Raw genomic sequence first — 22,072 nt, 5'->3', positions numbered from 1 at the left:
CGTTGGAAAGTCTCATCGCCACAGGGACATCATGGAACAGCTCGTCGAGGAATTCGGCCATCCCACTTACACCTCGTTTCCGGTCATCGCGGCGCGGCTGTTGCTGGCGACGCTTTACGGGGCGATCATCGGCTTCGAGCGCGAATGGCGCAATCGCCCCGCCGGGCTTCGCACGCACATCCTCGTCTGTGTGGCCGCGGCCACTTTCGGCATTCTGACGATCGAGATCATTCACGCACCGATGTTTGCGCAAGGGTCGGTCAAGGTCGATCCGATCCGCGTCGTGGAAGCGGTTACGGCAGGCGTTGCCTTTCTCGCCGCCGGCTCGATCCTGTTTTCGCGCGGCGAGGTCCACGGGCTGACGACCGGCGCCGGGATGTGGCTGGCGGGCGCGATCGGCGTCGCCTGCGGTCTTGGCCTGTGGCAGGTGGCCGGGTTCGCCACGCTGATCGTGCTGATCGTCGCGGGGCTTCTTCACCGGCTCGAGCCCAAGGCCTGCCCTGCGCGGGAGGGCGACAGGAAAGCCACTCCGGGCGCAACGGACCGGTCCAGCGAATAAGCCTTGTTCCCAATCCATTGGGCCAACCTTTTGCGCCGGCGGGCGTTGTCCCCGGTGAAGGGAATGCCGCCGTGGGGCGGCTTCAACGAAGGAGGCCGAGATGAAATCCCTCGCCATTGCGTCATGCGCCGCGATGCTGGCCCTGGCACTGCCGGCAGCGGCACAGACGGCTCAGCAGTCGCCGAACCAGCAGGCCGACAAATGCCGGGCACAAACGGATCAGGGCGGCAAGCAACAGCCCGGCAACGGCGATCTGAGCGAGAAGCTCAGCGATTGCGGGGGCGTGCTGAAACCGCCGCCCACTGGCGACCAGGGCATGGCCGCGCCGGCGCCCGACGAAGGCAAGACGCCGATCATCAAGCCGGGCGAAGTGCCGCCCCAGCCGCCGAAACAGTAGAGATCATTCGGCAGCATTGTCATGGCGGCGTAGGAACTTTGCAGACCAGGAAACGTTTCTGTGACAAAACCGGACCTGGAAAGGATGGATCCGTGAGAGATGTTGCCAGTACCGCCGCGTTGCTTGCCTCTATTGCCATTGTCATCGTCCTGATGCTGATGGCGCCGAAGAGCTTCGGCTTCGAGGCTTCCCACCCGATCGTGGACGGCGATCTGCCAGTAGAATGACCGAAAGCGGTTCCGCAACAAAAAAGCAGGCGAGTTCGCCTGCTTTTTCGTTCCTACGGTGCCTTTACTTACCTGACCAGAAGGCCGGCATGATCGCAGAGCGCGGTGAAGGCTTCCTGCGCCTGTGCCGCGCCCTCATTGTTAGCCAGCGCCGACTCGATTTTTTCGCGCGCGGTCTGATAGAAGGAGCCGCGCCTGGCTTGTGGCCAGTCGATCAGGATTTCACTGGCGTCCTGAAGCGTGGCCACCTCGCGGATCGTGGCCGAGCCATGGGGCCTGACCCGCAGCGGTGTCGACAGCATCAAACCGGCCATTGGTTTCTCCCGCTACTGGGTCCTCATTGGAGGATGCGCGCCTCGCGCGCGGCGTCGATCATCGCCCGCATGGCCTTTTCCGCCGGCGTCCAGCCGTCCAGCGCATCGCGGCAGCTGCGCAGCGCCGCGCGGTATCGGCGGCCTTGGCCGGCCGGCCAGTCACCAAGGCATTCCAGCCCCTCCCAGGCGCTGCGCACCACGCGCTCCCGCTCGGGGGCGAATTTCAGGCGGATCGGTCGGGGAAACATCTTGTCGTTCAACGGTCGTCTCCATGAATCACGCACATCGGCCGACATGCACCGAGGAAGCGCCGGATAACGTCGACGACAGGGGAGGGTTCCAGGCCCGGAGGATCAATTTTTAACCATGCTCAGTCGCGCGCGACGGCGTCCGACAAGGCCCTGGGCGCCGCCAGGTCGACATCCTGTGCTTGCGGCCGGTCATGCTCGAACTGCTCGGCGTCGGGCAAGGCATGCAGCCAGGTTTCGCGCCGGCCGGTCCACAATTCATATTGCGGTGCCAAATCCGTCGGTGCGACGTCGAGGCTGCCGAGCATAACCTCGGCCTCGTTGTCGTCGACCCAGGCGACGCGGCTGCCGCAGGTCGGGCAAAAGCTGCGTGTGCCGTAGCTGGCGACCTCGCCCGATGTCTCGAACGCATCGCGCGGCCAGATGGCAAAGGCCGAATAGGCCGAACCACCCGCCTTGCGGCAATCCTTGCAATGGCAAAGGCCAACCCGCGACGGCTGGCCGGTCACGACGAAATGCACGCCGCCGCAAAGGCAACTGCCGGTCCTGCGTGTTGTATCGGACATGGTTGCGCCCTTCGTTTCGCCGGCCTGGCTTTGCCTGCCATACGGCTGCTCCAGCCCTGGCAGGCTCCGTCAGTTTGGCATGCCGCGGGCCGGGCGGGACAGATGCTCGTCTGCCATTTCGTTGGCCAGGATGAGAAACCGGGAAAAAGACATCCTGTTCACCGTACCGCCGAGCCCGGTTGACGCGGCCCGCAGCATTCTTCAACGCCATGCCGGCGAATTGGTTGCCGCCTTGCGGCCGCTACTTTTTTATCCGCGCGCGGCCATGTGGTTGTCGAGCTTCTTGCGGGAAGGTCCGTAGCGCTTGATGATGGTCTGGGCCTCGCTCTGCGGAATGCCGTATTTGCGCGCGAAGGCCGCGACCTCGTAAGTTTCCTCGCTCGAGACCAGCTTGCGGTCCTGTTTGGTCTTGGATTTGTCGTCGGGCATGTCGGGTCTCACTTTCTGTAAGCCGCATGGTCGCGCGGACGCCTATATGTCGCGGTCACACATAACACGGATCGGCGATGCTGGTTCCATCGCCGGGCAATGCCAGTGCAGCCTAGGCCAATGAAGACGTCGGGTCGGCGCTGTCGGTGTCGCTGCATTGGGCGCAGCGCGCGCTAGCGCCGGGACAGCCGCGGCGATGCGTGCCGGCGGGGCAGCAAAGGCCGTTGGAACTCGTCCAGCGCGGGCATTGGAAAACCTGGCCGGTGCCGCCGCAGCCCTCACACCCCAGAACCGGTGTCCGGACCAGATAGGACTTCGTCCCCAGCCTGATGCTTGCGCCCAAAACCTGCCCACCCCTATCTGCACCAGACACAGCCGTGCATTAGCCCCGGCTAATAATATCACGATCAAGGTTACAGACAAGTTTCAGGACGATTAAGAATTCTAAACCTCAGCCGGTCGGGCGCGCCGTGTGCTTCCCCATCAGCCGGAGAAGCGGCAGCGGCGAAAAATCTCGTCTGACGTGTAGGAATGACGCGTGCCGGTGCGTCCTTGGGGCTGATGAAGCTGGAGAACAACCATGTCGACTCAAATCGCACAATCGCCGTGGCAGACCGCGGCCCTTCTCGTCGCCCGCCTGATCTTCGCCGCCGTCTTCCTGATGGCGGTCACCTTCAAGTTCATGGGCATGGAGGCCACGGCGGGCTATATCGCGGCCGCGGGCTTTCCGTTCCCGCTCTTCCTGGCATGGTGCGCGGCAATCCTGGAGGTGGCCCTGGTGCTGTGTTTCCTCAGCGGCGCCTTCTTTACCCAAGCCGCCCTGGTTGCCGCGGCCTATGTGCTGTTCCTGGCCTTTGCCTTCCACGGACCCGGCCACTGGGCCGGCAACCAGGCCGAGTTCGGCTTCTTCGTCGACCATTTTTCGTTCCTGGCCGGACTGCTGTTCGCGGCGGTCCATGGACCGGGAAGAATTCTGGCGCTGAGCCTGGGATGGCCGGGCAGGGCGTAAGAAGCCCGCCCGGGGCAGGGCGTAGGAAGCCCGCCCGGGGCAGGCGAAGAGGCCCGCCCGGGACAGGCGAAGAGGCCCGCCCGGGACAGGCGAAGAGGCCCGCCCGGGACAGGGCATAGAGAGCTCGTCCTTGGGGCGGAAGCCTCACATCTGATCGTTGTAGGGCTCCTTCATCTGGCCGACCATGCGGGCCAGCTTCGAGAAAGACGGCATGTCGGCCTCCGGCTGGCACTGATTGGCGAGTTCCAGCAGCCGGATCGGAAAATTGACGGCGTCGCGGTTCGACGCCGACATGCCGTCGGATCGCTCCTCGCCGGTTTCCGACGCCTCGGCCTTGCGGAGCGCGATATCGATCTCCTCCGACGTCAGTACTCCCTTTTTGACCAGGACGTGGTTGATCGAGGCGACGGCCATCAGCAGGCCCTCGAGTTGCAGGTTGGCGACGTTCATGAATTTCTCCCTCCGTTGATCGCAGTGGAACGCATCAGTAGCGTTTCCGATCCGGCCGGCGTGCAGGAACCAGCGCGCCGATCGTCAGCGGTAAGGCGCTACTCCTGCGTCAAGCGCTCGCCATACTCGCGCCAAAGCGCCCTGACTTCCAGGCTGCCGAGGCGCGGGATCGAAGGGTCGCCGCAGTCTATGGCGACAGTGCCGATGTCGTAGTTGGGGTAAGCGTTGGCGACGAAGCGGATCGCTTCGCCAAGCGAGTGCACCCGGATGGCTGGATCCGCCTGGCCTTGGCCGGTGCTGCGCACACCGGAGACCGTGGCCGGGGCGTGCCGCATCCTGAAGACGGATGCCATGGCCGGTCTGTCCATCGTCCTCTCCTACAAGGCCGTGCGACGGGAATCATTCCATGAGCTGTCGCTGATGATTTCACAGGAGCCGGTTCATGGATAGCCGGATAAATGTCAGCGGTCGGGATCATGCCTTCCCTGAAGATGTGAATTTTTTCCTATTTGGCATTGACCGGTGAGGGCAGCGATGCTATAAATCCATCCATGGTGCTGATTTGCGCCACCGACCCGCCGCCGAGGCGGGTTTTGTGTTTCTGACCCCTGGTCGGGTTGCCTACGGGTGCGGTGGCGCCGTAGAGCGCTGCTTCCGCGAGATGCGAGAAATCCCATGCCCCGCTATGCCAGCATCATCACCGGCGATGACGGCCGCGAGATCGTCAGCGCCATCGGTGAATTCGAGGGCGCCGGCCCGGTGGCGCGCCTCGGCCAGGTCGAGGAGGTTCCCGCCGGCGTGCTGATCGGCATGGTACGGGAGGCGGGCGGTGGCTTCTGCTTTCCGCAGGCCGGTATCGACTGCCGCGCTGTCGGCCTCGCCATGGCGAAGCTCAAGGCGCGGGCCGGTGCGGCAAAACCCGTCGGAAGGCCGAAGCGTGCCAAACGGGCCGGGAAGAAGCCCGTTCGGTCGAAAAAGGCGGTCCGGCGAACCAGAGCGGCGGCGCCGAAGGCGGCGGCGGGCGATACCTTGGGGGAGGCCGATGGCTGAGGAAACCAATCCCGGGCCGGCGCGCCGCAAGGCCAGGGCGGCAAGGCGCAAGCCTGCTGCCAGTCCGGTAGCCGCGAAGACGCCCCGGCCGAAGCGGACCAAGAAAACACTGGGCGATGATTTCCTCGCCGCCGTACGAGCCGATTTTCGGGCGCATGGCGCCGGTGTCCTCGCCGAGGTGCGCGCCGACAAGCCGGATCAGTATCTGAAGATCGTGCTGTCGGTGCTGCCCAAGGATTTCGATGTCGCCGTCAACCAACTGGACGCCCTGAGCGATGACGAGATCCGCAGCCGCATCCGCGCCCTTGAAAACGTCGTCAAACCGTTCCTCGAGGAGCCGTCTGATCTCGGCCCGAACCGACTATCTGACGCTGCTGGCGGAGCTTGACCGCCGGCGTCGCTCAAATCTGCTGGCGGCTTACATGCCCTATCAGCGCCAGGCCGAATTTCACGCGGCTGGAGCCGCCTATCGGGAGCGGCTGTTCATGGCCGGCAACCAGCTCGGCAAGACAAAAGCAGGCGGCGCCGAGTGGGCGATGCACCTCACCGGCCGCTACCCCGCGTGGTGGCAAGGCAAGGTGTTCGACACGCCGGTACGGCTGTGGGCCGCCGGCGTCACCGGCGAGGGCACGCGCGACAACCCGCAGCGCGTGCTGATCGGCCCGCCGCAGCAGCAGGCGGCATGGGGCACCGGCATGATACCGGCAGACGCCATTTTGGACACCATCATGGGGCGCGGCGCGCCCGGTGCGCTCGACAGCGTCGTGGTGCGCCATGGCGGCGGCGGCGATGTGCAGGCCGGCGAGAGCGTGCTGTCGTTCAAGAGCTACGAAAAGGGTCGAGAGAAATGGCAGGGCGAGACGCTGCATGGCGTCTGGTTCGACGAGGAGCCGCCGCTCGACATCTATTCCGAAGGCCTGACGCGCACCAACGCCACCGGCGGCATCACCATCGTCACCTTCAAGCCGCTGCTGGGAATGAGCGACGTGGTAATGTTGTTCCTGTCGGCGGGGGAAGTGGAGCGGATGGGTGAAACCGCTCCGAAACCATGATTTGCAACACCGCTTGGCGGCAACTGAAGGTCGAGTAGCTTGTGGCGCGACGTTCGGGAGCCGACATGCGCCACCTCATAAAATTGTTCTTCCTGCCTGCACTGCTTTCAGCCTGCAGCGGCAGCGGCGATTGGCGCGCCGACGCGATCGCCGGCGCCGAAGGCAAGATGCGTGGCCTGATAAGCGATGCTTCGGCCACCTTCTCGCATGTCCAGCTTACCGGCGACAGTTCGACCGGCCAGACCTGCGGCGTCATCACCGCCAAGGTTGGCGCCTTCACCAAGGAGGCGCGCTTCATCGTCTATATCGACAACACCGCCGGTCCGTTTGTCGAGCCGGGCATGGGCCAGTCCATGTCGCGGGCCGACTTCGACTGGGCCTGGCGGAACGACTGCCTGAACGAAGGGTACAAGTCCTGAGGGGCTGACCCGATCCCCGCGCGGGGTTACTCGCCATGGGGGAAGTGGCCGCCGGCGACGGCCGCCAGAACCAAGTGCGAACAACACCATACGATCGGCGCCTCGCAAGATGATTCAAGGACAGCGCAATGAGCCGTCACGTCACCCTCATGACCATCGACGATGCGCCGCACTATTCGCCCGGGGAACGCGCGGCGATCGTCGCCGCCTATCCCGAACATGAGCGCGATGCCCGCGCCCGCGGCATTCCGGTGCTGGGCTCGGGCCGCATCTTCCCGGTGGCCGAGGCGCTGATTGCCTGCGAGCCGTTTCGCCTGCCGCGCTACTGGCCGCGCCTCGGGGCGCTCGACTTCGGCTGGGACCATCCTTCGGCCGCCGTCGAGCTCGCCTGGGATACGGAGGCCGATGTCGTCTATGTCACCAACGCGAACCCGTGCGCCTGGCGACCACTGCGAACCTCGAAACTGTCATCGTCGACGGCGTCGCGTGGATCGAGGGGCTCAAGGCCATGGATGGGGTCCAGACGGCGGTCGGCGACCGCGTTCTGGTCAAGGACCAGGACGACGCCAGGCTGAACGGCATCTACACCGCCTCGCAAGGTTTCTGGTATCGCGCAGCCGACGCCCGCACCAGCCGCACCATGCAGAAGGGCACGACGGTGCATGTACAGGAAGGCGCGGTGTCGGCCGGTTTCGTCTATGCCTTCCAGACGCTGGCGCCTGCCGTCGGGCGCGACGACATCACGCTTGCCTTCTTCAGCTCCGACGATCTTGTCGGCGACGCGACGGCGGCGGTGAGGGACGAGCTGGCCGGCGTCATCGCCGAGGCGGAGCGCGCCCGCGATCTCGCCCAGCAATATGCCGCCGACGCCGCCATGGTGTCGGGCGTCAACGTGCCGATCTACGTGTCGGTGGCCGCAGCTGCCGGCGCCACCATCGCCGCTGGCGTCAAAGCCATCCGCACGCAGTTCTACGCTCCGGTCTTCAACACGCCGGCAACCCTTGTCGGCGGCGCCAACTACGCCCGCATGTCGCTGGCGGCAATCACCGCCGGCGGATACCCGGCGCTGGCATATTTCCGCTCCACCGATCGCTTCATGCCGGATGGAACCGTGGATGCGGTGGGCGGCGGATATTGGGTGCTGAGGGAGAGCATCCTCGATCTTTGTATGCTCGGCGCTGGGCTGGGAAACGCCAACGCTGATACGGCGGCGATCATTGCTGCTGTCCACATCGTCGACGGAAAGAACTGCGGCAACATTCGGCTGCCGCCTACTGCCATCACAGTCAACCAGACGATCGACATCATGTTCGGGCAGTTCAATATTGAAGGCTTCGGCCGCAACATATCGACCGTTACCAGCGCGATGGTCAATGGAACGCCGCTCTTCCGGCTTGTCGGCCATACCCTGCGGCTTGGCTTTCATGATTTCAAGGCGGTTGGCAATCAACTGACCGGCGCCGCCGGCAACGGCCACGCATTTGCGCTTTGGGACACTGATGGCGTCGGCGCTGGCTCTGCGCTTCCGCAATCGGTGATCATGGAGCGAGTTGTCATCGACGGCTTTCGCGGCACTGGCCCAGAGGGCGGGCCACTGGACAGCCTCGGATCGATACCAGCATGCGGCGTTAACAACAAAGGCGGTTTAGGCTGCGTCTTCCGCGATGTCGAGATCCTACGCTGCGGCGGCGGTATCTATATGGGCAACACTCAAAACTGCTTGATCGACAATCCACTGTTATCGCAAATCGATCGGTTTGGCATTCTCGATTATCGCTCTGCCTCGTTGCGCATCATCAATGGTGACGTTCAGGATTGCTGTGGAGATGGAACGGACCTGACAGTCCCAGCGGCGATCCCTACGGGCAATATAGTCTCGTACTTCGGCAATGGAACAGTCATTGAGGGTATGAAGACCAAGGGCGCGGGCGGCAATTGCCAGATTTATGTTCGTGATGGAGCCGGCGTGAAAATCCGGAAATGCTGGCTCCAAGTCTACATGGTCGCGGACGTGTCCCACAACGGCATTATTGTCCATCGTAGCACCGGCTTCGCGGTGGATGACAACATGTTTGACATGTCGCAGTCGCCGTACTTGGCGACCCAGAAGAACCAGGGTATTCAGATCACCAATGATCAGGCCAACGACCCGGTCAGTGGCTCGGTAAGCGGCAACCAGTTTCGATTTTCTCCTGGCATGGGGATTTCGTCGTTCATTCGGATCGGCGCGCCATCGGGCAATAGGCTTTTTGGCGGTTTAATGGTCGAGAACAACGTGTTTGGCGGCTTCCTCGCGCCAAGCTCGGGCTGCACGGTCGATGACGGAATTCTTGTCCAGAATGCAAAGCTCGTCGGCTGCCGTTTAGTCAACAATGTTTTCGACGCCACGACAGGAGTGACATTCACCAATGGCGTCCGCTTCACAAACGTCACCGATGGTGGGAAGAACTGGCTCGTTGGGAACGCCATGAACGTCAGTGGCGGCGCGATCCTGACCGCCTTCAGCGGCATCACTGAAAGTGAGTTGCGCACCGTTGGGCAGATATTTGTCAACCCAACGCCCAGCATCCCAACCGGCACGACGTTAACGATTCAGGTCGCAGTACCAGGGGCGGCGCGTGGTGACATAGTTACAGGTGTTGGTTGGGCTTCACGGCCGATCTCCTGGGCTGTACGATCCGAGATGCTCGCGTCGTCATGGCCGATAGCGTGGACATCATCATCGCCAACGACACAGGAGTTACCAAGGATCCCGGTAGCGGCGTGATGACGATTGTCGTTCGTAAGTGGCAGTTCGGCGGTTGATCATTGTAATAGAGTGTCGCCAAAGCACATCGCTACGATGTTGCCGACCACCATCAGCCAGAAGAACGCTTGGAAGAAGACGTTGCTCCAGATTGAACCGAAGACCTTTACGAAAGCGACCCGCCAACTGTCGATCTCTGCAAGATATTTTCTCGGCCATCCAACGGATCGATTTCATCGAAAAATGCCTTTGGCCCAGTAACCGAAGAAAATCACCTGGGAGGCCACGGCTGCCGTGAGTGTGAGTCGCCGCCATTGAACATCGGGGATACCGGAGATTGCCACCGCCAAGGCAGGTAGGGAAAGGGCGACGAACCGAATGCCGTTCTGATTGTAGAGATACATCGCAAAGCAGAGCGACGATGCAAGTAGGACTATGAAGGCCGCAGACTGAACATCTGATTGAAGAAAATAAACGGCACAGCATAAGCCGTGACCATAATCGTCAGTAGGAATCCGCTTGTGTTAACCTCGATCGTCGCGCGCCTGTCACCGATAGAGCCGAGTAAGTAACTTTTGAGGAGGGTTGCAGCGACGACAACGGCGCCGATGTAACCGGCCGAGATCAGGATATGATGCCGTCGAGCCACATTGAAACGGGTGATCAATTGACCGACCGCAAACGCTCCAACAAAGACCAGTACGGCCGAATGAATGAACGTGGCCACCGCAACGAAACCATACTTGAGAAGGCGCCATGGCAATAGAAGTGCAAGATACATCGCAGCCATTGCCGTGGCGGATCGCACTTGTGAAAAAGCTAGGTCGACCAGCTGGGGGTGAACTAACAAAAGAAGATAGGCAGGAGCGGAAGCCTTGACCGCTACGTATGTGCTAAAAATCAGAAGTGCAACGAGTGCCAACGCGGAAAAATGCTGCGCAGCTCGAAGCTTTCCTTGAGCGCGTAGATGCTTTTTCGCCACAAATATTCCTGGGCATACCACTCGACGACAGAGGCCGCGTCTGCAGACACGTAGTAGGCGCCATTGTCGAAATTCATGATGTAGTTTTGCAGATCTGGGAAAGGCACGCCTCGAATTGCCACCCAGTCCACCGTCCAAACAGCAAGCGCGAACATTGTTCCGATTGCGAGCCTTATAAACAACTCGGCTCGTCCACCATGTGTGTGCTGTATTCCGGGCGATGACGAGTATAGCTGGCTCATTAGCGTCTGCCCCCCCAGGCATAGGCTCTTGAGTCCGACGCCACGAGTCGGCGAATTTCGTACAACCCTTGCCGTTTGATCTGCTCGACCGCTTCGACCACACCCTCAAATTGGCCTGGCGTGACGTCGTCGAAGACGATCATGTCACCGGGCTGCTGAAGGGCGGCAACCGCCTGGTATCCGAGCAGGACGTTCTTCTTTGTGTGCTGCGCGTCGATGAAGGCGAAGTGATGCGGTTCACGCCGACCTTCGGTAGCTGAAACAACGAATCGCCTTGCAGGAAGACGATCCGGTCGGCAAGCCCCTGCCAGGGCTGAAGCAGCTCGGCACGTGTCTTCCTGCCTTCGTGATCGTCAATGCAGTTCCAGTAGATGCGGCGTTGATGGGGGAGAACGTCGACCGTGATCACATGGCCGGCGGCTCCGGCGTCGGCCATCGCCTTGGCCATGCAGATCGTTGAAAAACCTCGCGCCGTGCCGGTCTCGACGACGGTCGTGAACGGCTCGGGTTTGTCCGCCAATCGGCGGCGAAGCAAGCTGTAAAGCACGCGCCCGTGCGGATAGGCGAGCGCGCTCGTCTTGATGGTGATCTGGGTGTGCAGGGCCAGTTCGTCGAGCCAGTCGCGGTCAATGGCGCATCCGGTTTCCGCCTCCAGCCTGTCGATCTCCGGAAACCGCACCTGTCGCGCCGCTTCGAACAACTGCAGGTAGTCCGCCTTCGGCGCACGCGGTGCCGCACCCAACGGATCGATATTGTGCCGACGATCGATGGCGGCCGCCAGACTGTTGAAGACCAGGCGTTGCGCGGCGCCAATATAGTTTCTCATCCGAAACCCGTTCGTCCTGGAGTTGCATTTTTCTATCACGTGTCGGCCTGCGTGCAAGGCGGCATGCCAGACAACGCACAGTTACCGAGGGCTGGTCCGCTTGTCGTAGGGATTGGCATCCCGGGAGACGGCATGGCCGACTTCCTGCGTCGACCAAAACCATCACAACGCGAAGGAGAAACACCCATGGACCGCAATTTCGCGCGGGCGCTTGCGCTTGTTCTGAGATCCGAAGGTGGCTGGTCGGACAATCCGGCCGATCCGGGCGGCGCCACGATGAAGGGTGTCACGCTGGCGAACTTCCGCCGCTACGTGAAGGCCGACGCCAGCAAGGCCGATCTGCGCAAGATCGGGGATGACCAGGTGGCAACGGTTTTTCGCCGGTTCTATTGGGATGCCGTGCTGGGTGCCGAGTTGCCAGATGGCGTCGACTGCGCCGCGTTCGATTTCGCGGTGAACAGCGGACCGGGCAGGGCAGCGAAGTATCTGCAAGCGGTGGTGGGAGCTGCCCAGGACGGGCGCATCGGGCCGGCCACGCTCGCAGCGGCCAGGGCAAAACCGGCCGGCGTCGTGATCGACGGGCTCTGCGATGCGCGCCTGGCGTTCCTGCAACGCTTGCCGACATGGGCGACATTCGGGCGCGGCTGGTCGGATCGGGTCAAGTTGGTGCGGGCGCAGGCATTGCTGATGTCGGCGCCGGCGGCTGTATCCGCGCGGCCTGCAAAACCGTCGCCGCAAGCAGCTTCGCCAAAGGCCGAAACGCCCGTCGGCACCGTGCTGGCGGCCGAGCCGGCGTCGCCAGCGCCTGACAATTCCGGAATGCCGATGGCCGCGAAGACTGGCGGTATCATCGCCGCCTGCGTGCTCGTCATCCTCGCCGCCTGGCACCATTTCGCCGTCGCCCTTGAAGGGATGTTCTGACAATGGCCACAGTTACCCAGCCGACCACCCGTCCAACCAACAAGCTGACGGCCGCCACGATCGCCGCCGCAGCCGCCTCCGTTGCGGGCGTCATCGTACGCAACTTCTGGCCATCCTGGTACGACGCCGAGACATGGGCATCGCTTCTGCCGATAGCGATCTTTGCCGTCGGCTATCTTGTCAAGGATGAGCCAAACCGATGAGCGCGCTAATGTCTTTCCTGCTCACCAATCCGACCATTCTGGGGGTTGGCGCCGCTATCCTTGCGGCATTCGGCTGGGGTGTTCGCCAGCGGCTGGCCGGCGAACGCGCGGAGCGCGCGCGACAGGCTGCCACCGAGGCCGAGGCGCGCGCGATTGCCGACCAGGTCCAGAACGATATCGGTGCGCTGCCGTCCGCGGCCGCCCGAAAGGAGCTCAAATCATGGGCAAGGGATTGATGCTCGCCTCGGTCGTGGCCGTGATATCAGGCTGCGCCACTGCCAAGGGCGGATTTTGCGTGGTGTCGAGCCCGCTGCGCCTGTCGGCGGCCGCAGTCGATGCGCTGTCGGATGGCGAGGTCAAGGCGTTGCTGGCGCACAACCGCAAGGGCGAAAGACTGTGCCGATGGAAACCATGATGATGGTCGCGAGGACGGTCAAATGATGCACGATCTCTTCGGCCTGCTCGGCATCAAGGGGCCGGTCGTCGCCGCCGGTCTCGCCGGCGGCGTCCTGCGGGCTTTGTCGCGTCATCGCTACAGCTGCGAGAAATGGTCGCGTCGCCAATCTGCGGCGCGCTTGCCGCCGCCTATTTGACGCTGCCCGTGGTCCAGTATGCCCGCGCCACCGGGCTGCCGCTGGCCGGTGACGACACGACGACGCTGGCGGCTGCCTTCCTCATCGGCGTCTGCGCCATGTGGATCTCGGATATTCTGTTCGAGGTGATCGTGGGGAAGTTCGGGCCAGCCCCGGAGGACTGACGGCCGGCCTTGCCTTGCTTTGGGACCGGCACCTGAGGGCTCGATCGAACCAAAAGCCCGCCTTGGCTCACGCCGGGGCGGGCTTTTTTGCGTTTTCAGGCCGCTCATCGTTTCACGGAAACGGGGCCCTGCTCCTCTTCGGCGCAAGGTCGCAAAACCGTGGATCAGGCCAGGATGTTGACGGCGCGGGCCGCGACCAGCGCGATCGTGAGCAGCGAAATCATCGCCTCCGCCATCATCAAAAGCTTGGCGCGCTGGGAAAGCGGCAAGGTGTCGGTTGGTGAAAACGCCGTCGCATTGGTAAAGGCGAGGAAGAAATAATCAACGAAGCCAGGCAGCCAGTCGCGGATCTCGCGATCGTCCAGGGTCATTTGCGGAAACAGGAAATCGGCATGGGCGCGTTTGACCAGTCCGCAGGTCGGCGGCCCGCCGCGGTCGGTGCTCCAGAACCACAAGGCGAAGACGATGATGTTGGTGAGCCAGATATTGAGCGCATCGACCAGCAGTGTCTGGCCGCTGCTGCCGGCATGTCCCGCCAGCAATACGCGCACCAGCAGCACCAGCGAACCGCAGTTCATGACGCTGACTACGCCGGTCATTACCAGGGCCGTCCTGCGGATCATGACGCGAAAACGGCCGACGAGATACCAGTGCTCTTCCTCGACCGCTTTCTGGCTGGCGACCTGCGTCCAGGCGGTGGCCACGGACAGGGGCACGAGCAGGGCGGCCTCCAGCGCCGGCGCCAGCCAGCGAGGGCCGAACGAAAGATCGTTGATGACCAGAAGCTGCAGGCAGATGATGACAAGGACCGCCGCGCGCGCCAGCCAGAAGTCGAGCGCGCGGTGGTGGATGACGGCATGCTGGTGACGCATCGAATGTCCGGGAATGCTGAAGTGGGATCGGGTGTGCGGCCCGTTCTGCCCGGGGGAGGGCAATAGAACTCCGAGATTCCCGCTCAATCTTGGTGTTGCAATGGCACGCAAGTATACTTTTTTGTAAGCTTTGACCTTGGGGCTATTCGGCAAACCGGGCGATGTGATTTAAGCGCGGCATGGCGGGAATTGACGACTCCATGGATCGTTGGGTGCCGGCAGCACTGCCTGCCGTGGGCCTGGACTCGTCCTTGGTTTGGTCCGCCCTGCTTCGGCACCCTTGGGGTTTGCTGTCACTTTTGTGCCTGGTGCAGATCCTGTGCTGGACCATGGTGCCAACACTCATCGATCCCGCACCGCCCGGCGATGTCGTGGAAGGCTTCATGTGGGGCCGCGAATGGGTGCTTTTGACCTACAAGCATCCGCAACTCCCCGGCTGGCTGCTCGAGACCAGCCATCTCCTGACCGGATCGTTCCGCTGGCCGCAATATTTGGTGGCCCAGCTGACGATCTCGGCCACTTTCATCCTGGTCTACCTGCTGGCTCGCGACACGCTCGGGCGCGACAAAGCGCTGGCCGCCGTGCTTTTGATGCCGTCGATCTATTTCTTCGGCTGGCCGACGCCGCAATTCAATCACGATTATGCGCAGATGCCGTTCTGGGCGGCGATCTGCTGGCTTTTGTGGCGCGCCGGCCGTGGCGGCGGGGCGGGATGGTGGCTGGCGCTTGGACTGGTATCCGGCATCGGGCTCTACGCCAAGTTCTCCACCTGCTTGCTGCTTGCCTTCGGCGGCCTCTGGCTGCTGTGCGACCCACGCGCGCGCAGCCGGCTGGCGACACCCTGGTCATGGCTTGGCCTGGCTGTGTTTCTCGCCGTCGTCGCGCCGCTTGCCATCGCGCTCTACCGCATCGATTTCCTGCCTTTGACCTATTTCGCCGGCCGCGATGCATGGGTGAGCGAGCACCGGGCGCGGCTCTATTATATCGGCGTCCAGGTGGCCGGCCTTTCCGGCTTTCTCCTGGTGTTGGCCCTATCAGGGCTGTTGCGGCGCTCACCAGCCCCGCAAGTGCCGGTCGAGCGCCACACGCTCGTCTATCTCTGCTGGATGGGGCTTGGACCGGCGGTGCTGATCATGGTCGTCTCGTTGTTCACCGGCACCGGCGAAGCCTGGGGCGCACCGATGTACAATCTTGTCGGCGTCGTCGCGCTCGCCTTTCTCGGCCACCGGCTCGGTGCCGCCGAGATGAGAAGGCTGGCGATCTGCGCCTTCATCTGCATCGTGGCCATGTCGGGCGCCTATGGGGCGATCCGATGGACGGACTGCAATGTGCGCGGGCGCATGGACGCAGTCTGCTGGCCGGCGCGGCCGATCTCGGAGGAGGCCGAGGCAATCTGGCACGCGGCGGCGCCGGGCCGGCTCGACATCGTCGGTGGCGACACCAATCTTGCCATGCTGGCTGGCCTCAACGCCTATGACAAGCCGTCGATCTTCACCGATCTCGATATGCGGTTCGCACCCTGGATCACGAGGCAGCGGTTGCGCGATCACGGCATGCTGATGGTCTGGTCGGGTCGTCACGTGCCGTCAAGGCTGCTGGCATGGGTGGACAATATCCCGGTCAAGACCGTTCTTTTCAACTGGTCGCGCGAGGCACCGCCGGTGGCGATCAGTTTTGCCGTGGTTCCGCCAGGCACGCGACATCTGCCGGCTGCCGCCAGCAGCCGGACCCGGCATCCGCGCAGCTAGGGCGAACGGCTTCGTGCGATCCTATTCCCTATAATACAACCGGACGACCGCTCGTCTGACTGGACGAACCAGGCAACAGTGCCCATTTATGGCGCTATCCAAGTTTGTTGCCGCGCAATTCCCGACGGAGAGCCGCTACACTTCCGGAATTGCCTTTCAAGGAGACGTGACATGGCGACTTCGAGCGAACGTGCAGTGCTTGCCGGCGGTTGCTTCTGGGGCATGCAGGATTTGATCCGGCGCTTCCCGGGAGTCCTTGCCACGCGGGTCGGCTACAGCGGCGGCGACGTGCCGAACGCTACCTATCGCAATCATGGCACGCATGCCGAAGCCATCGAGATCACCTTCGACCCGGCGAAAATCAGCTTTCGTCAGCTTCTGGAATTCTTCTTCCAGATCCATGATCCGACGACGCGCAATCGCCAGGGCAACGATGTCGGCATGAGCTATCGCTCCGCAATCTACTACACCGATGAGGAGCAGAAGCGTGTGGCGGAGGACACTATCGCCGATGTCGACGCCTCCGGCCTGTGGCCCGGCAGGGTCGTCACCGAACTCGCGCCGGCCGGAGCGTTCTGGGAGGCCGAACCCGAGCACCAGGACTATCTTGAGAAATACCCCAACGGCTACACGTGCCATTTCGTCAGACCAGGCTGGAAGCTGCCGGTTCGTGAAAAGGCGGTTTCATAAGGTTCACCAGCCGTTTTGGCCGCAGGTGGGGTGTAAACGCTCGTCGATTGCCAGGGATCATACGCATAAAGAGGCTGTTGGCCGCCGTCCGGCGGTTGACAGTTGGCTGCGTTGCTGGCCAACTGTGTAGGTTGATTGATCATTGGGGATTAGCATGAGGAAGATTTACGAAAAGCCGGTGTTGGTGAAGCGGGAAAGACTCTCAAGTGTTGCGGCGGGACCGCTTTCTTCCAAGGCAGCCTGACCGGCCTGGCTGGCTTTCGGGCCTGGCTGGCCGAGTTGTAACGGTGATCGAATTGCTGGCGCGGGGACGCTATGTCTTGCCCCGCTGGGCTTGAGAAGATGATTTCTTCCGAACCTGCGGCACTCGCCGGGCAACTCAATGCAATTTTCATCCTGGATGTTTCTGCTTATACCGGGCCGCTGCTTTCCGGATGGATCGAGGCGGGAAACCGTGTTGGTGCGATCATCGTGCCTGGTTTTCAAAGCCCGTCCAGAGGCTTCAGCATTGGCAATTTTCGGCGCAGGCTGAGGCGCCGGCTTTTGCTCAGACGCTATCTCGGCAACACGCCGGTAAAGCTGATCGAATTCCGCCGGCCTTACGACTGGAACGAGCTTGGCCGGCAACTGCCTGACATCGCCGCGGATGTGCTGATCTGCTTCGCTTTCCCGGCCTTGATCCCACAGCAGTTGCTCGACCTCTTTCCCAAGGGCGGGCTTAATTTTCATCCGGCACTGCTGCCCAACTATCGGGGGCCGCATCCTCTCCATCGTCTTGTCGCGGATGGCCAGCATGCCGTCCATGGCGGCGTGACACTGCATAAGATGTCGGCCAATTTCGACGACGGCGACATCCTCGGACAAGTGCCGTTCACGGAAGCAGACTGGGCATCGCGGCGGGATTTGGAGGACAGCGTGGCGAGCGCGATGCGCCGGTTGGTGCGTGAGGTGGCGCCAGCCTATTGCAAGAATTCGGTGTCGGGGATGCGGCAGCCAACCGGTGATTTCGTCTGGGCTCGACTTGGGCGGGCCCACATGGCGATTTCGTCTGACATGTCGATCGGGCACGTTGCCCGGATGTGGCACGTATTGGGCGCTAAACCCGGTATCTATCTGGATGTCGCCGACCGCCAGATCAGGCTGGCCTTCCAGGTCAGGCGACTGGGTCCGCCAACCGGAAAGGGTCCGGTAAGGCGATGGGGGACGGTGGAGTTCGATCTTGCCAATGGCCGGGTTCGGCACCTCACCTACGGGCGCCTGCTCAAACGGCTGATGGAAATATATGCCTCGTTCGCACGCCCGCGGGCCGGCAAACCGTACGCTGAATTAAGGGTCTTTGGCCGGGTGGGTAGTGAAGCGGCACCAGAGCCGGCAGCGGGTAGTCGCGGACACTGAATCCCAATAATGGGAACCGCGGAAACTGCTTCCGCGGTTCCCATTATCGCGATGGCAAACTACTTTCCGCAGTTGTTGTCGTTCACGGTCGGCGCGGTGGCGTTGCCGTTGGCGTCCGTCTGTGCACCCTGCGGGTTGGTGGGGCAATTCTTGTCCGCATTGGAATTCATGTCGCCCGGCGTGGTGGTCGTGCTGTTGGTCGAGCCCGGATCGATCGTACTGGGCGAAGCCGGGGTGCTTGGGTCCACAGTGACGGACTCGCCGCTGCCGCCGGACCCATCCGCGCCGGCTGCGCTATTGCTTTGCGCCATGGCGGATGTTGCAAGGGCAATGGTGAAGGCCGAAGCCGCGAGGATTTTCATGAACATGATTTGTCTCCATTTCTGTGAACTCGTCGCCGGGAGCGGTGCACGGTTTCGCGGAAATCATGAACCGCTCTATCTCTTGTTCTGACACAATCCCGAACGGAAAATTGATCCTGGAATCGCGTCCAGCGACTGGTGGGACAACCCCTCGAAATGGCGAAGGTTCCAGACAAATTTCCGCGCCGGCGATGTCCAATTGCCCTGACGCTCGAGCAATGCTTTGGCGCGGCTTGCCAAGAAACAGCTTCCCCAACCGGCCGAATGATGCTCTAACGCGCCTATCCACAGGGGTGCTCCGTACGGTCGGGGCTGAGACGGGGGCGGCAAGCCCACAGACCCTACAAGCTGATCTGGGTAATACCAGCGGAGCGAGGCGGGCGATGTTTTCAGGCGCACAGGTTTCCCTATATCCAATGGCCGACGATTTCGTCGGCGTCATTCTGGGCGCGCTCGGCGCGCTCGATCCGTACCGCGACAAGCTCAGGATCGAGACCGACGACATCTCGACCTTGCTGGTCGGGCCCCCCGAGGTGTTATTCCCTGCGCTGCGCGACCTTTTCGTGGCCGCGTCTGGCAGCGGCAGGCATTGCGTGCTGTCGGCCACCATTTCGCGTGGCTGCCCAGGCGAGCCGGACGATCCGATCTGCCGCTCCGACACGTTCGGCGGACCTGCCGGGCCACTCGGCCCGCGCAAGCAAGCCGCCATCACCGCGGTGCGCGGCGCGCCGGCCACTGGCCAGCCGGCGGCGGCGCAGTTCTCGCTCTATGTGATGGGTACTGACGACCACATGGACGAAATCTATGGCTGCATAGATTTCCTGAAGCAGTCCGGCGTCTACGATCGCTCCAAGAATTTCTGCACCAAGCTGCGCGGCGATGCCGGCGCGATCTTCTCGGCCCTCGATGAAGCCTTCTGCCGCTTCGGGCCCGGCGCCGGCCATGTAACCCTCGATGTCACGGTCTCGGCCAACAGTCCCACTGCCGTCTGAACGCTCGTGGTCTCATCGTCATTCAACCCGCGTAACGTCGCGGGCTTCTTCGCCAAAACAGCGCCGGCCGTGATATCGATCAGTTTGGTGCTAGTGGCCTGGGAACTGTACGCAAACATTTCCGGCATCAAGCCGACGGTTCTGCCGGCGCCCTCGCGCGTCTTCGAACAGGCGATGCTCAATCGTGAAGCATTGGTCGACAACGCCGTTCCCACGGTCCGCGCCACGCTGATCGGTTTTGCCTGTTCGCTCAGCGCCGCCTTCGCGCTGTCGATGCTGGTCGACTTCTTCCAGCCTTTGCGGCGCGCGCTGTTTCCCATCTTCATAGTCAGCCAGACCTTGCCGCTGGTCGCCATCGCGCCATTGGTGGTGCTGTGGTTCGGCTTCGGGCTGACGCCCAAGATCGTGCTGGTGGCGCTGGTCACCTTCTTCCCGATGCTGGTCGCGCTGGTACAAGGCTACGAGGCTACCGAGGTGGAGATCGGTCAGATGCTGCGTGCCATGGGAGCAGGGCGTTGGCGTGTTTTCATGCTGGCACGATTGCCTTCGGCGCTGCCTTATTTCTTCGCTGGCCTCAGGATCTCCATTACCTATGCCGTCGTCGGCGCCATCTTCGCCGAATATGCGGGCGCGGCCAAAGGGCTGGGCATCTACATGCTCAACGCCAAGAACAATTTCCGTCCCGACCTGGTGCTAGCCGCCGTCTGCGTCAGCGCAGCGCTCACCCTTATCCTGTTCGGGCTGACGATGCTGCTGCAGCGTCTTGCCGTGCCCTGGGAAGGAGCCGTTGGCAGGCAAGGCGCTGGAAAAGGTCCAGAAGCATGAGCCGGCTCGAACTGCGGCATGTTCGCAAGGTGTTTGGCGGGCTCGATGTGCTCGCCGACATTTCGCTTCGTGTCGATGCCGGCGAATTCGTCTCGATCCTTGGACCTTCGGGAGCCGGCAAGTCGACGCTGTTTCAGCTTCTGACCGGCGCCGAGCATGGCGAGGGTGAGATGTTCTTCAACGGCGTGCCGCTCGACGATCATGGCAGGCATTTTGCCTTCATGCCGCAGCGCGACGCGCTGATGCCGTGGCGGCGCATTCTCGACAACACCACGCTCGGGCTCGAGGTGCAAGGCGTCAGCCGCAAGGCGGCACGGACGCGTGTGGCTCCGCTGTTTGCGGAGTTCGGGCTTGCCGGCTTCGAGTGGCACTTTCCAGCGCAGCTCTCGGGCGGCATGCGCCAGCGCACGGCGCTTTTACGCACCGTAGTGCAGGAACGCGATATGTTGCTGCTCGACGAGCCGTTCGGCGCGCTCGACGCCCTGACCCGCGCGGCCATGCAGCGCTGGCTCGAACAGATGTGGCGGCACCACCACTGGACGGCGTTGCTGATCACCCATGACGTGCGCGAAGCCCTGTTCCTGTCCGACCGCATCTATGTGCTGTCCGCGCGGCCTGCCCGGGTCGTGCGCGAGATCAAGGTGCCGCTGCCGCGCCCGCGCGATCCCGCCAGCGCGGCCACGCGGCAGGCCGAGGCACTCGAGGTCGAGATTCTCGACATTTTGCTCAACCCCCAGCCATCCAAAGGACATGACCATGACTGACTTGACGCGCAGGCAAGCCCTGCTGCTCACCCTTGCCGGCAGCGTACCGCTGATCACCGGATCGAGCCGCTCCTTCGCGGCAACGCGGACGGTCACAGTCGCCCTCGACTGGACGGTCAACACCAACCACATCGGCCTGTTCGTCGCCCGCGATAAGGGATTTTATCGGGAAGCCGGCCTCGAGGTCGACATCCTGCCCTACAGCAATACCGGTGCCGGCGCGCTTGTCGCCAACCATGTCGCCGATTTCGGGATCAACGGCACCATCAGCCTGTTCACCCAGAAGACCGCAGGGGCCGATTTAAAGGGCGTCTATGCCGTCGTGCAGTCCGAGACAGGCCGGCTGGTGTTCAATGCCGTGCGCAGCGAGATCAAAAGCCCGAAAGATCTAGATGGCCTGACCTATGGCGGTTTCGGCAGCGCCTGGGAGACGGCGCTGATCTCGACCATCATCCGTCACGACGGCGGCAAGGGCGATTTTGAGACGGTGACGCTGGGCACTTCCGCCTACGAGGCGCTGGCCAACGGTTCGGTCGACTTCACGCTCGAAGTGTCGACCTGGGAGGGCGTCGAAGCCGAACTCAGGGGCGTCAAGCAGCGCAGTTTCGTCTATGCCGACCATGGCGTCCCCGACGAGCACACGACGCTTATCTCTTCGAGCGAAGCGTATCTCCAGGCGAACCCCGAACTGGCGTCGTCCTTCATCAAGGCAACGCGGCGCGGCTACCAATTCGCCGTCGATCATCCAGGGGAGGCCGCCACGCTGCTGATAGCCGCCAACAAGGATGCCCTGACCAATCCGGCCTTGATCCACGCCTCGTTGAAGGCACTGATCGAGGGCTATTATCTGCGCGGGCAAAGCGGTGCCATCGGGACGTTGGACACTGCCAAGATGGAAGCGATCGGCAACTACCTCTTCGCCGCCGGCATTCTGCGCGACGCCGACGGTAAGGTTCTGCCCCAGATCTCGGATTTCACTGGGTATTTCAGCAACACATTTCTGGGGTAGCTGGCCAATCCCTAAGGA

Annotated in this window: 32 protein-coding genes, 1 pseudogene and 1 riboswitch; of the genes and pseudogenes, 22 read left to right on the top strand and 11 right to left on the bottom strand. The window is 62.6% G+C overall.

Features of this window, described 5'->3' with window-relative positions; genetic code table 11:
• Positions 1 to 31 precede the first annotated feature (31 nt).
• The 3 genes from ACVWWD_RS25905 to ACVWWD_RS25895 all read left to right on the top strand — a co-directional run bounded on the left by ACVWWD_RS25905 (position 32) and on the right by ACVWWD_RS25895 (position 1,183).
• Entirely contained in the window at positions 32 to 559 is a 528-nt protein-coding gene (locus ACVWWD_RS25905) for an MgtC/SapB family protein (RefSeq protein ID WP_352547449.1), read from the top strand.
• A gap of 100 nt (positions 560 to 659) precedes the next feature.
• The gene (locus tag ACVWWD_RS25900; protein WP_023774070.1) at positions 660 to 956 is read left to right on the top strand and encodes a hypothetical protein; all 297 of its coding nucleotides are present in this window, start codon (positions 660 to 662) and stop codon (positions 954 to 956) included.
• Positions 957 to 1,048: 92 nt separating this feature from the next.
• The gene (locus ACVWWD_RS25895) at positions 1,049 to 1,183 is read left to right on the top strand and encodes a hypothetical protein (protein ID WP_023774071.1); all 135 of its coding nucleotides are present in this window, start codon (positions 1,049 to 1,051) and stop codon (positions 1,181 to 1,183) included.
• Positions 1,184 to 1,251: 68 nt separating this feature from the next.
• Here ACVWWD_RS25895 and ACVWWD_RS25890 read toward each other — a convergent pair whose 3' ends face one another.
• From ACVWWD_RS25890 to ACVWWD_RS25875, 4 genes are all read right to left on the bottom strand, one after another.
• Positions 1,252 to 1,497: a DUF982 domain-containing protein gene (locus tag ACVWWD_RS25890; RefSeq protein WP_023782818.1), complete on the bottom strand. Its 246-nt coding sequence runs from the start codon at positions 1,495 to 1,497 to the stop codon at positions 1,252 to 1,254.
• 23 nt (positions 1,498 to 1,520) lie between these two features.
• On the bottom strand, positions 1,521 to 1,757 hold the full coding sequence (locus tag ACVWWD_RS25885; protein WP_023782817.1) for a DUF982 domain-containing protein: 237 nt from the start codon (positions 1,755 to 1,757) through the stop codon (positions 1,521 to 1,523).
• 110 nt (positions 1,758 to 1,867) lie between these two features.
• Positions 1,868 to 2,311, bottom strand: a complete 444-nt coding sequence (locus ACVWWD_RS25880) for a GFA family protein (RefSeq protein WP_352547445.1) — start codon at positions 2,309 to 2,311, stop codon at positions 1,868 to 1,870.
• A gap of 249 nt (positions 2,312 to 2,560) precedes the next feature.
• Positions 2,561 to 2,740, bottom strand: coding sequence for a DUF3606 domain-containing protein (locus ACVWWD_RS25875; protein WP_015317039.1), 180 nt, complete (start codon positions 2,738 to 2,740; stop codon positions 2,561 to 2,563).
• A 580-nt stretch (positions 2,741 to 3,320) separates the two neighbouring features.
• On the opposite strand from ACVWWD_RS25875, the gene ACVWWD_RS25870 reads away from it, so the two are divergent.
• Positions 3,321 to 3,749 (top strand): DoxX family protein, encoded by a 429-nt coding sequence (locus ACVWWD_RS25870; RefSeq protein ID WP_352547443.1) that lies wholly within the window; start codon positions 3,321 to 3,323, stop codon positions 3,747 to 3,749.
• Positions 3,750 to 3,893: 144 nt separating this feature from the next.
• On the opposite strand, the gene ACVWWD_RS25865 is transcribed toward ACVWWD_RS25870, so the two are convergent.
• Together ACVWWD_RS25865 and ACVWWD_RS25860 are read right to left on the bottom strand one after the other, a co-directional pair.
• A complete protein-coding gene (locus ACVWWD_RS25865) occupies positions 3,894 to 4,199 on the bottom strand; it encodes a hypothetical protein (protein WP_015317041.1) in 306 nt (101 codons plus the stop codon).
• A 98-nt stretch (positions 4,200 to 4,297) separates the two neighbouring features.
• On the bottom strand, positions 4,298 to 4,567 hold the full coding sequence (locus ACVWWD_RS25860; RefSeq protein ID WP_023782815.1) for a hypothetical protein: 270 nt from the start codon (positions 4,565 to 4,567) through the stop codon (positions 4,298 to 4,300).
• Between the two features lie 307 nt (positions 4,568 to 4,874).
• Between ACVWWD_RS25860 and ACVWWD_RS25855 the strand changes: the two genes are divergently transcribed.
• From ACVWWD_RS25855 to ACVWWD_RS25830, 6 genes are all read left to right on the top strand, one after another.
• Entirely contained in the window at positions 4,875 to 5,249 is a 375-nt protein-coding gene (locus ACVWWD_RS25855; RefSeq protein WP_352547440.1) for a hypothetical protein, read from the top strand.
• Positions 5,242 to 5,637 carry a hypothetical protein gene (locus ACVWWD_RS25850; protein ID WP_352547438.1) on the top strand — a complete coding sequence of 132 codons (396 nt, stop codon included), beginning with the start codon at positions 5,242 to 5,244 and terminating at the stop codon, positions 5,635 to 5,637. Before ACVWWD_RS25855 ends, ACVWWD_RS25850 begins: the two co-directional genes overlap by 8 nt.
• A gap of 34 nt (positions 5,638 to 5,671) precedes the next feature.
• Positions 5,672 to 6,301 (top strand): terminase large subunit domain-containing protein, encoded by a 630-nt coding sequence (locus ACVWWD_RS25845; protein WP_457103493.1) that lies wholly within the window; start codon positions 5,672 to 5,674, stop codon positions 6,299 to 6,301.
• A 65-nt stretch (positions 6,302 to 6,366) separates the two neighbouring features.
• Positions 6,367 to 6,720, top strand: a complete 354-nt coding sequence (locus ACVWWD_RS25840) for a hypothetical protein (RefSeq protein WP_023774082.1) — start codon at positions 6,367 to 6,369, stop codon at positions 6,718 to 6,720.
• A gap of 128 nt (positions 6,721 to 6,848) precedes the next feature.
• Positions 6,849 to 7,295 (top strand): terminase large subunit domain-containing protein, encoded by a 447-nt coding sequence (locus ACVWWD_RS25835; RefSeq protein WP_457103492.1) that lies wholly within the window; start codon positions 6,849 to 6,851, stop codon positions 7,293 to 7,295.
• Positions 7,229 to 9,487 (top strand): hypothetical protein, encoded by a 2,259-nt coding sequence (locus tag ACVWWD_RS25830; RefSeq protein WP_457103491.1) that lies wholly within the window; start codon positions 7,229 to 7,231, stop codon positions 9,485 to 9,487. The genes ACVWWD_RS25835 and ACVWWD_RS25830 overlap by 67 nt, the downstream gene beginning before the upstream one ends.
• Before the next feature lie 412 nt (positions 9,488 to 9,899).
• On the opposite strand, the gene ACVWWD_RS25825 is transcribed toward ACVWWD_RS25830, so the two are convergent.
• The 3 genes from ACVWWD_RS25825 to ACVWWD_RS25815 form a co-directional block, all read right to left on the bottom strand.
• Positions 9,900 to 10,388: a hypothetical protein gene (locus tag ACVWWD_RS25825; RefSeq protein WP_457103490.1), complete on the bottom strand. Its 489-nt coding sequence runs from the start codon at positions 10,386 to 10,388 to the stop codon at positions 9,900 to 9,902.
• Positions 10,367 to 10,603, bottom strand: coding sequence for a hypothetical protein (locus ACVWWD_RS25820; RefSeq protein ID WP_457103489.1), 237 nt, complete (start codon positions 10,601 to 10,603; stop codon positions 10,367 to 10,369). The genes ACVWWD_RS25825 and ACVWWD_RS25820 overlap by 22 nt, the downstream gene beginning before the upstream one ends.
• 226 nt (positions 10,604 to 10,829) lie before the next feature.
• Positions 10,830 to 11,516 (bottom strand): class I SAM-dependent methyltransferase, encoded by a 687-nt coding sequence (locus ACVWWD_RS25815; protein WP_352547432.1) that lies wholly within the window; start codon positions 11,514 to 11,516, stop codon positions 10,830 to 10,832.
• A 186-nt stretch (positions 11,517 to 11,702) separates the two neighbouring features.
• On the opposite strand from ACVWWD_RS25815, the gene ACVWWD_RS25810 reads away from it, so the two are divergent.
• The 5 genes and pseudogenes from ACVWWD_RS25810 to ACVWWD_RS25790 all read left to right on the top strand — a co-directional run bounded on the left by ACVWWD_RS25810 (position 11,703) and on the right by ACVWWD_RS25790 (position 13,397).
• Positions 11,703 to 12,437, top strand: coding sequence for a glycoside hydrolase family 108 protein (locus ACVWWD_RS25810; protein ID WP_352547430.1), 735 nt, complete (start codon positions 11,703 to 11,705; stop codon positions 12,435 to 12,437).
• Positions 12,438 to 12,439: 2 nt separating this feature from the next.
• Complete coding sequence (locus ACVWWD_RS25805) at positions 12,440 to 12,640, top strand: hypothetical protein (RefSeq protein ID WP_023769503.1); 201 nt, start codon at positions 12,440 to 12,442, stop codon at positions 12,638 to 12,640.
• Positions 12,637 to 12,876: a hypothetical protein gene (locus ACVWWD_RS25800; protein WP_023769504.1), complete on the top strand. Its 240-nt coding sequence runs from the start codon at positions 12,637 to 12,639 to the stop codon at positions 12,874 to 12,876. The genes ACVWWD_RS25805 and ACVWWD_RS25800 overlap by 4 nt, the downstream gene beginning before the upstream one ends.
• A complete protein-coding gene (locus ACVWWD_RS25795) occupies positions 12,861 to 13,055 on the top strand; it encodes a hypothetical protein (protein WP_023769505.1) in 195 nt (64 codons plus the stop codon). Before ACVWWD_RS25800 ends, ACVWWD_RS25795 begins: the two co-directional genes overlap by 16 nt.
• A gap of 25 nt (positions 13,056 to 13,080) precedes the next feature.
• A pseudogene (locus ACVWWD_RS25790) lies at positions 13,081 to 13,397 on the top strand (hypothetical protein).
• A gap of 164 nt (positions 13,398 to 13,561) precedes the next feature.
• Here ACVWWD_RS25790 and ACVWWD_RS25785 read toward each other — a convergent pair.
• On the bottom strand, positions 13,562 to 14,269 hold the full coding sequence (locus ACVWWD_RS25785; protein WP_023769507.1) for a hypothetical protein: 708 nt from the start codon (positions 14,267 to 14,269) through the stop codon (positions 13,562 to 13,564).
• A 287-nt stretch (positions 14,270 to 14,556) separates the two neighbouring features.
• On the opposite strand from ACVWWD_RS25785, the gene ACVWWD_RS25780 reads away from it, so the two are divergent.
• The 3 genes from ACVWWD_RS25780 (at position 14,557) to ACVWWD_RS25770 (ending at position 18,102) form a co-directional block, all read left to right on the top strand.
• A complete protein-coding gene (locus tag ACVWWD_RS25780; protein ID WP_352550438.1) occupies positions 14,557 to 16,017 on the top strand; it encodes a glycosyltransferase family 39 protein in 1,461 nt (486 codons plus the stop codon).
• A gap of 171 nt (positions 16,018 to 16,188) precedes the next feature.
• Positions 16,189 to 16,707, top strand: a complete 519-nt coding sequence (msrA, locus tag ACVWWD_RS25775; protein ID WP_023769509.1) for a peptide-methionine (S)-S-oxide reductase MsrA — start codon at positions 16,189 to 16,191, stop codon at positions 16,705 to 16,707.
• Positions 16,708 to 17,250: 543 nt separating this feature from the next.
• On the top strand, positions 17,251 to 18,102 hold the full coding sequence (locus ACVWWD_RS25770; protein WP_457103488.1) for a formyltransferase family protein: 852 nt from the start codon (positions 17,251 to 17,253) through the stop codon (positions 18,100 to 18,102).
• A 59-nt stretch (positions 18,103 to 18,161) separates the two neighbouring features.
• On the opposite strand, the gene ACVWWD_RS25765 is transcribed toward ACVWWD_RS25770, so the two are convergent.
• On the bottom strand, positions 18,162 to 18,470 hold the full coding sequence (locus tag ACVWWD_RS25765; RefSeq protein ID WP_023769511.1) for a hypothetical protein: 309 nt from the start codon (positions 18,468 to 18,470) through the stop codon (positions 18,162 to 18,164).
• A gap of 273 nt (positions 18,471 to 18,743) precedes the next feature.
• A riboswitch (TPP riboswitch) is annotated at positions 18,744 to 18,857 on the top strand.
• Between ACVWWD_RS25765 and ACVWWD_RS25760 the strand changes: the two genes are divergently transcribed.
• The 4 genes from ACVWWD_RS25760 (at position 18,848) to ACVWWD_RS25745 (ending at position 22,054) form a co-directional block, all read left to right on the top strand.
• Complete coding sequence (locus tag ACVWWD_RS25760; protein ID WP_352550436.1) at positions 18,848 to 19,456, top strand: YkoF family thiamine/hydroxymethylpyrimidine-binding protein; 609 nt, start codon at positions 18,848 to 18,850, stop codon at positions 19,454 to 19,456. Its footprint overlaps the riboswitch before it by 10 nt.
• Before the next feature lie 69 nt (positions 19,457 to 19,525).
• Complete coding sequence (locus tag ACVWWD_RS25755; protein WP_435053091.1) at positions 19,526 to 20,281, top strand: ABC transporter permease subunit; 756 nt, start codon at positions 19,526 to 19,528, stop codon at positions 20,279 to 20,281.
• Positions 20,278 to 21,045 (top strand): ABC transporter ATP-binding protein, encoded by a 768-nt coding sequence (locus tag ACVWWD_RS25750; RefSeq protein WP_352550434.1) that lies wholly within the window; start codon positions 20,278 to 20,280, stop codon positions 21,043 to 21,045. The genes ACVWWD_RS25755 and ACVWWD_RS25750 overlap by 4 nt, the downstream gene beginning before the upstream one ends.
• On the top strand, positions 21,038 to 22,054 hold the full coding sequence (locus ACVWWD_RS25745) for an ABC transporter substrate-binding protein (protein WP_352550433.1): 1,017 nt from the start codon (positions 21,038 to 21,040) through the stop codon (positions 22,052 to 22,054). The genes ACVWWD_RS25750 and ACVWWD_RS25745 overlap by 8 nt, the downstream gene beginning before the upstream one ends.
• Positions 22,055 to 22,072 lie beyond the last annotated feature (18 nt).

This window comes from Mesorhizobium sp. URHB0026 (assembly GCF_054059755.1).
Note: the sequence above shows the minus strand (reverse complement) of the source record. Positions and strands in the feature narration are given on the sequence as shown.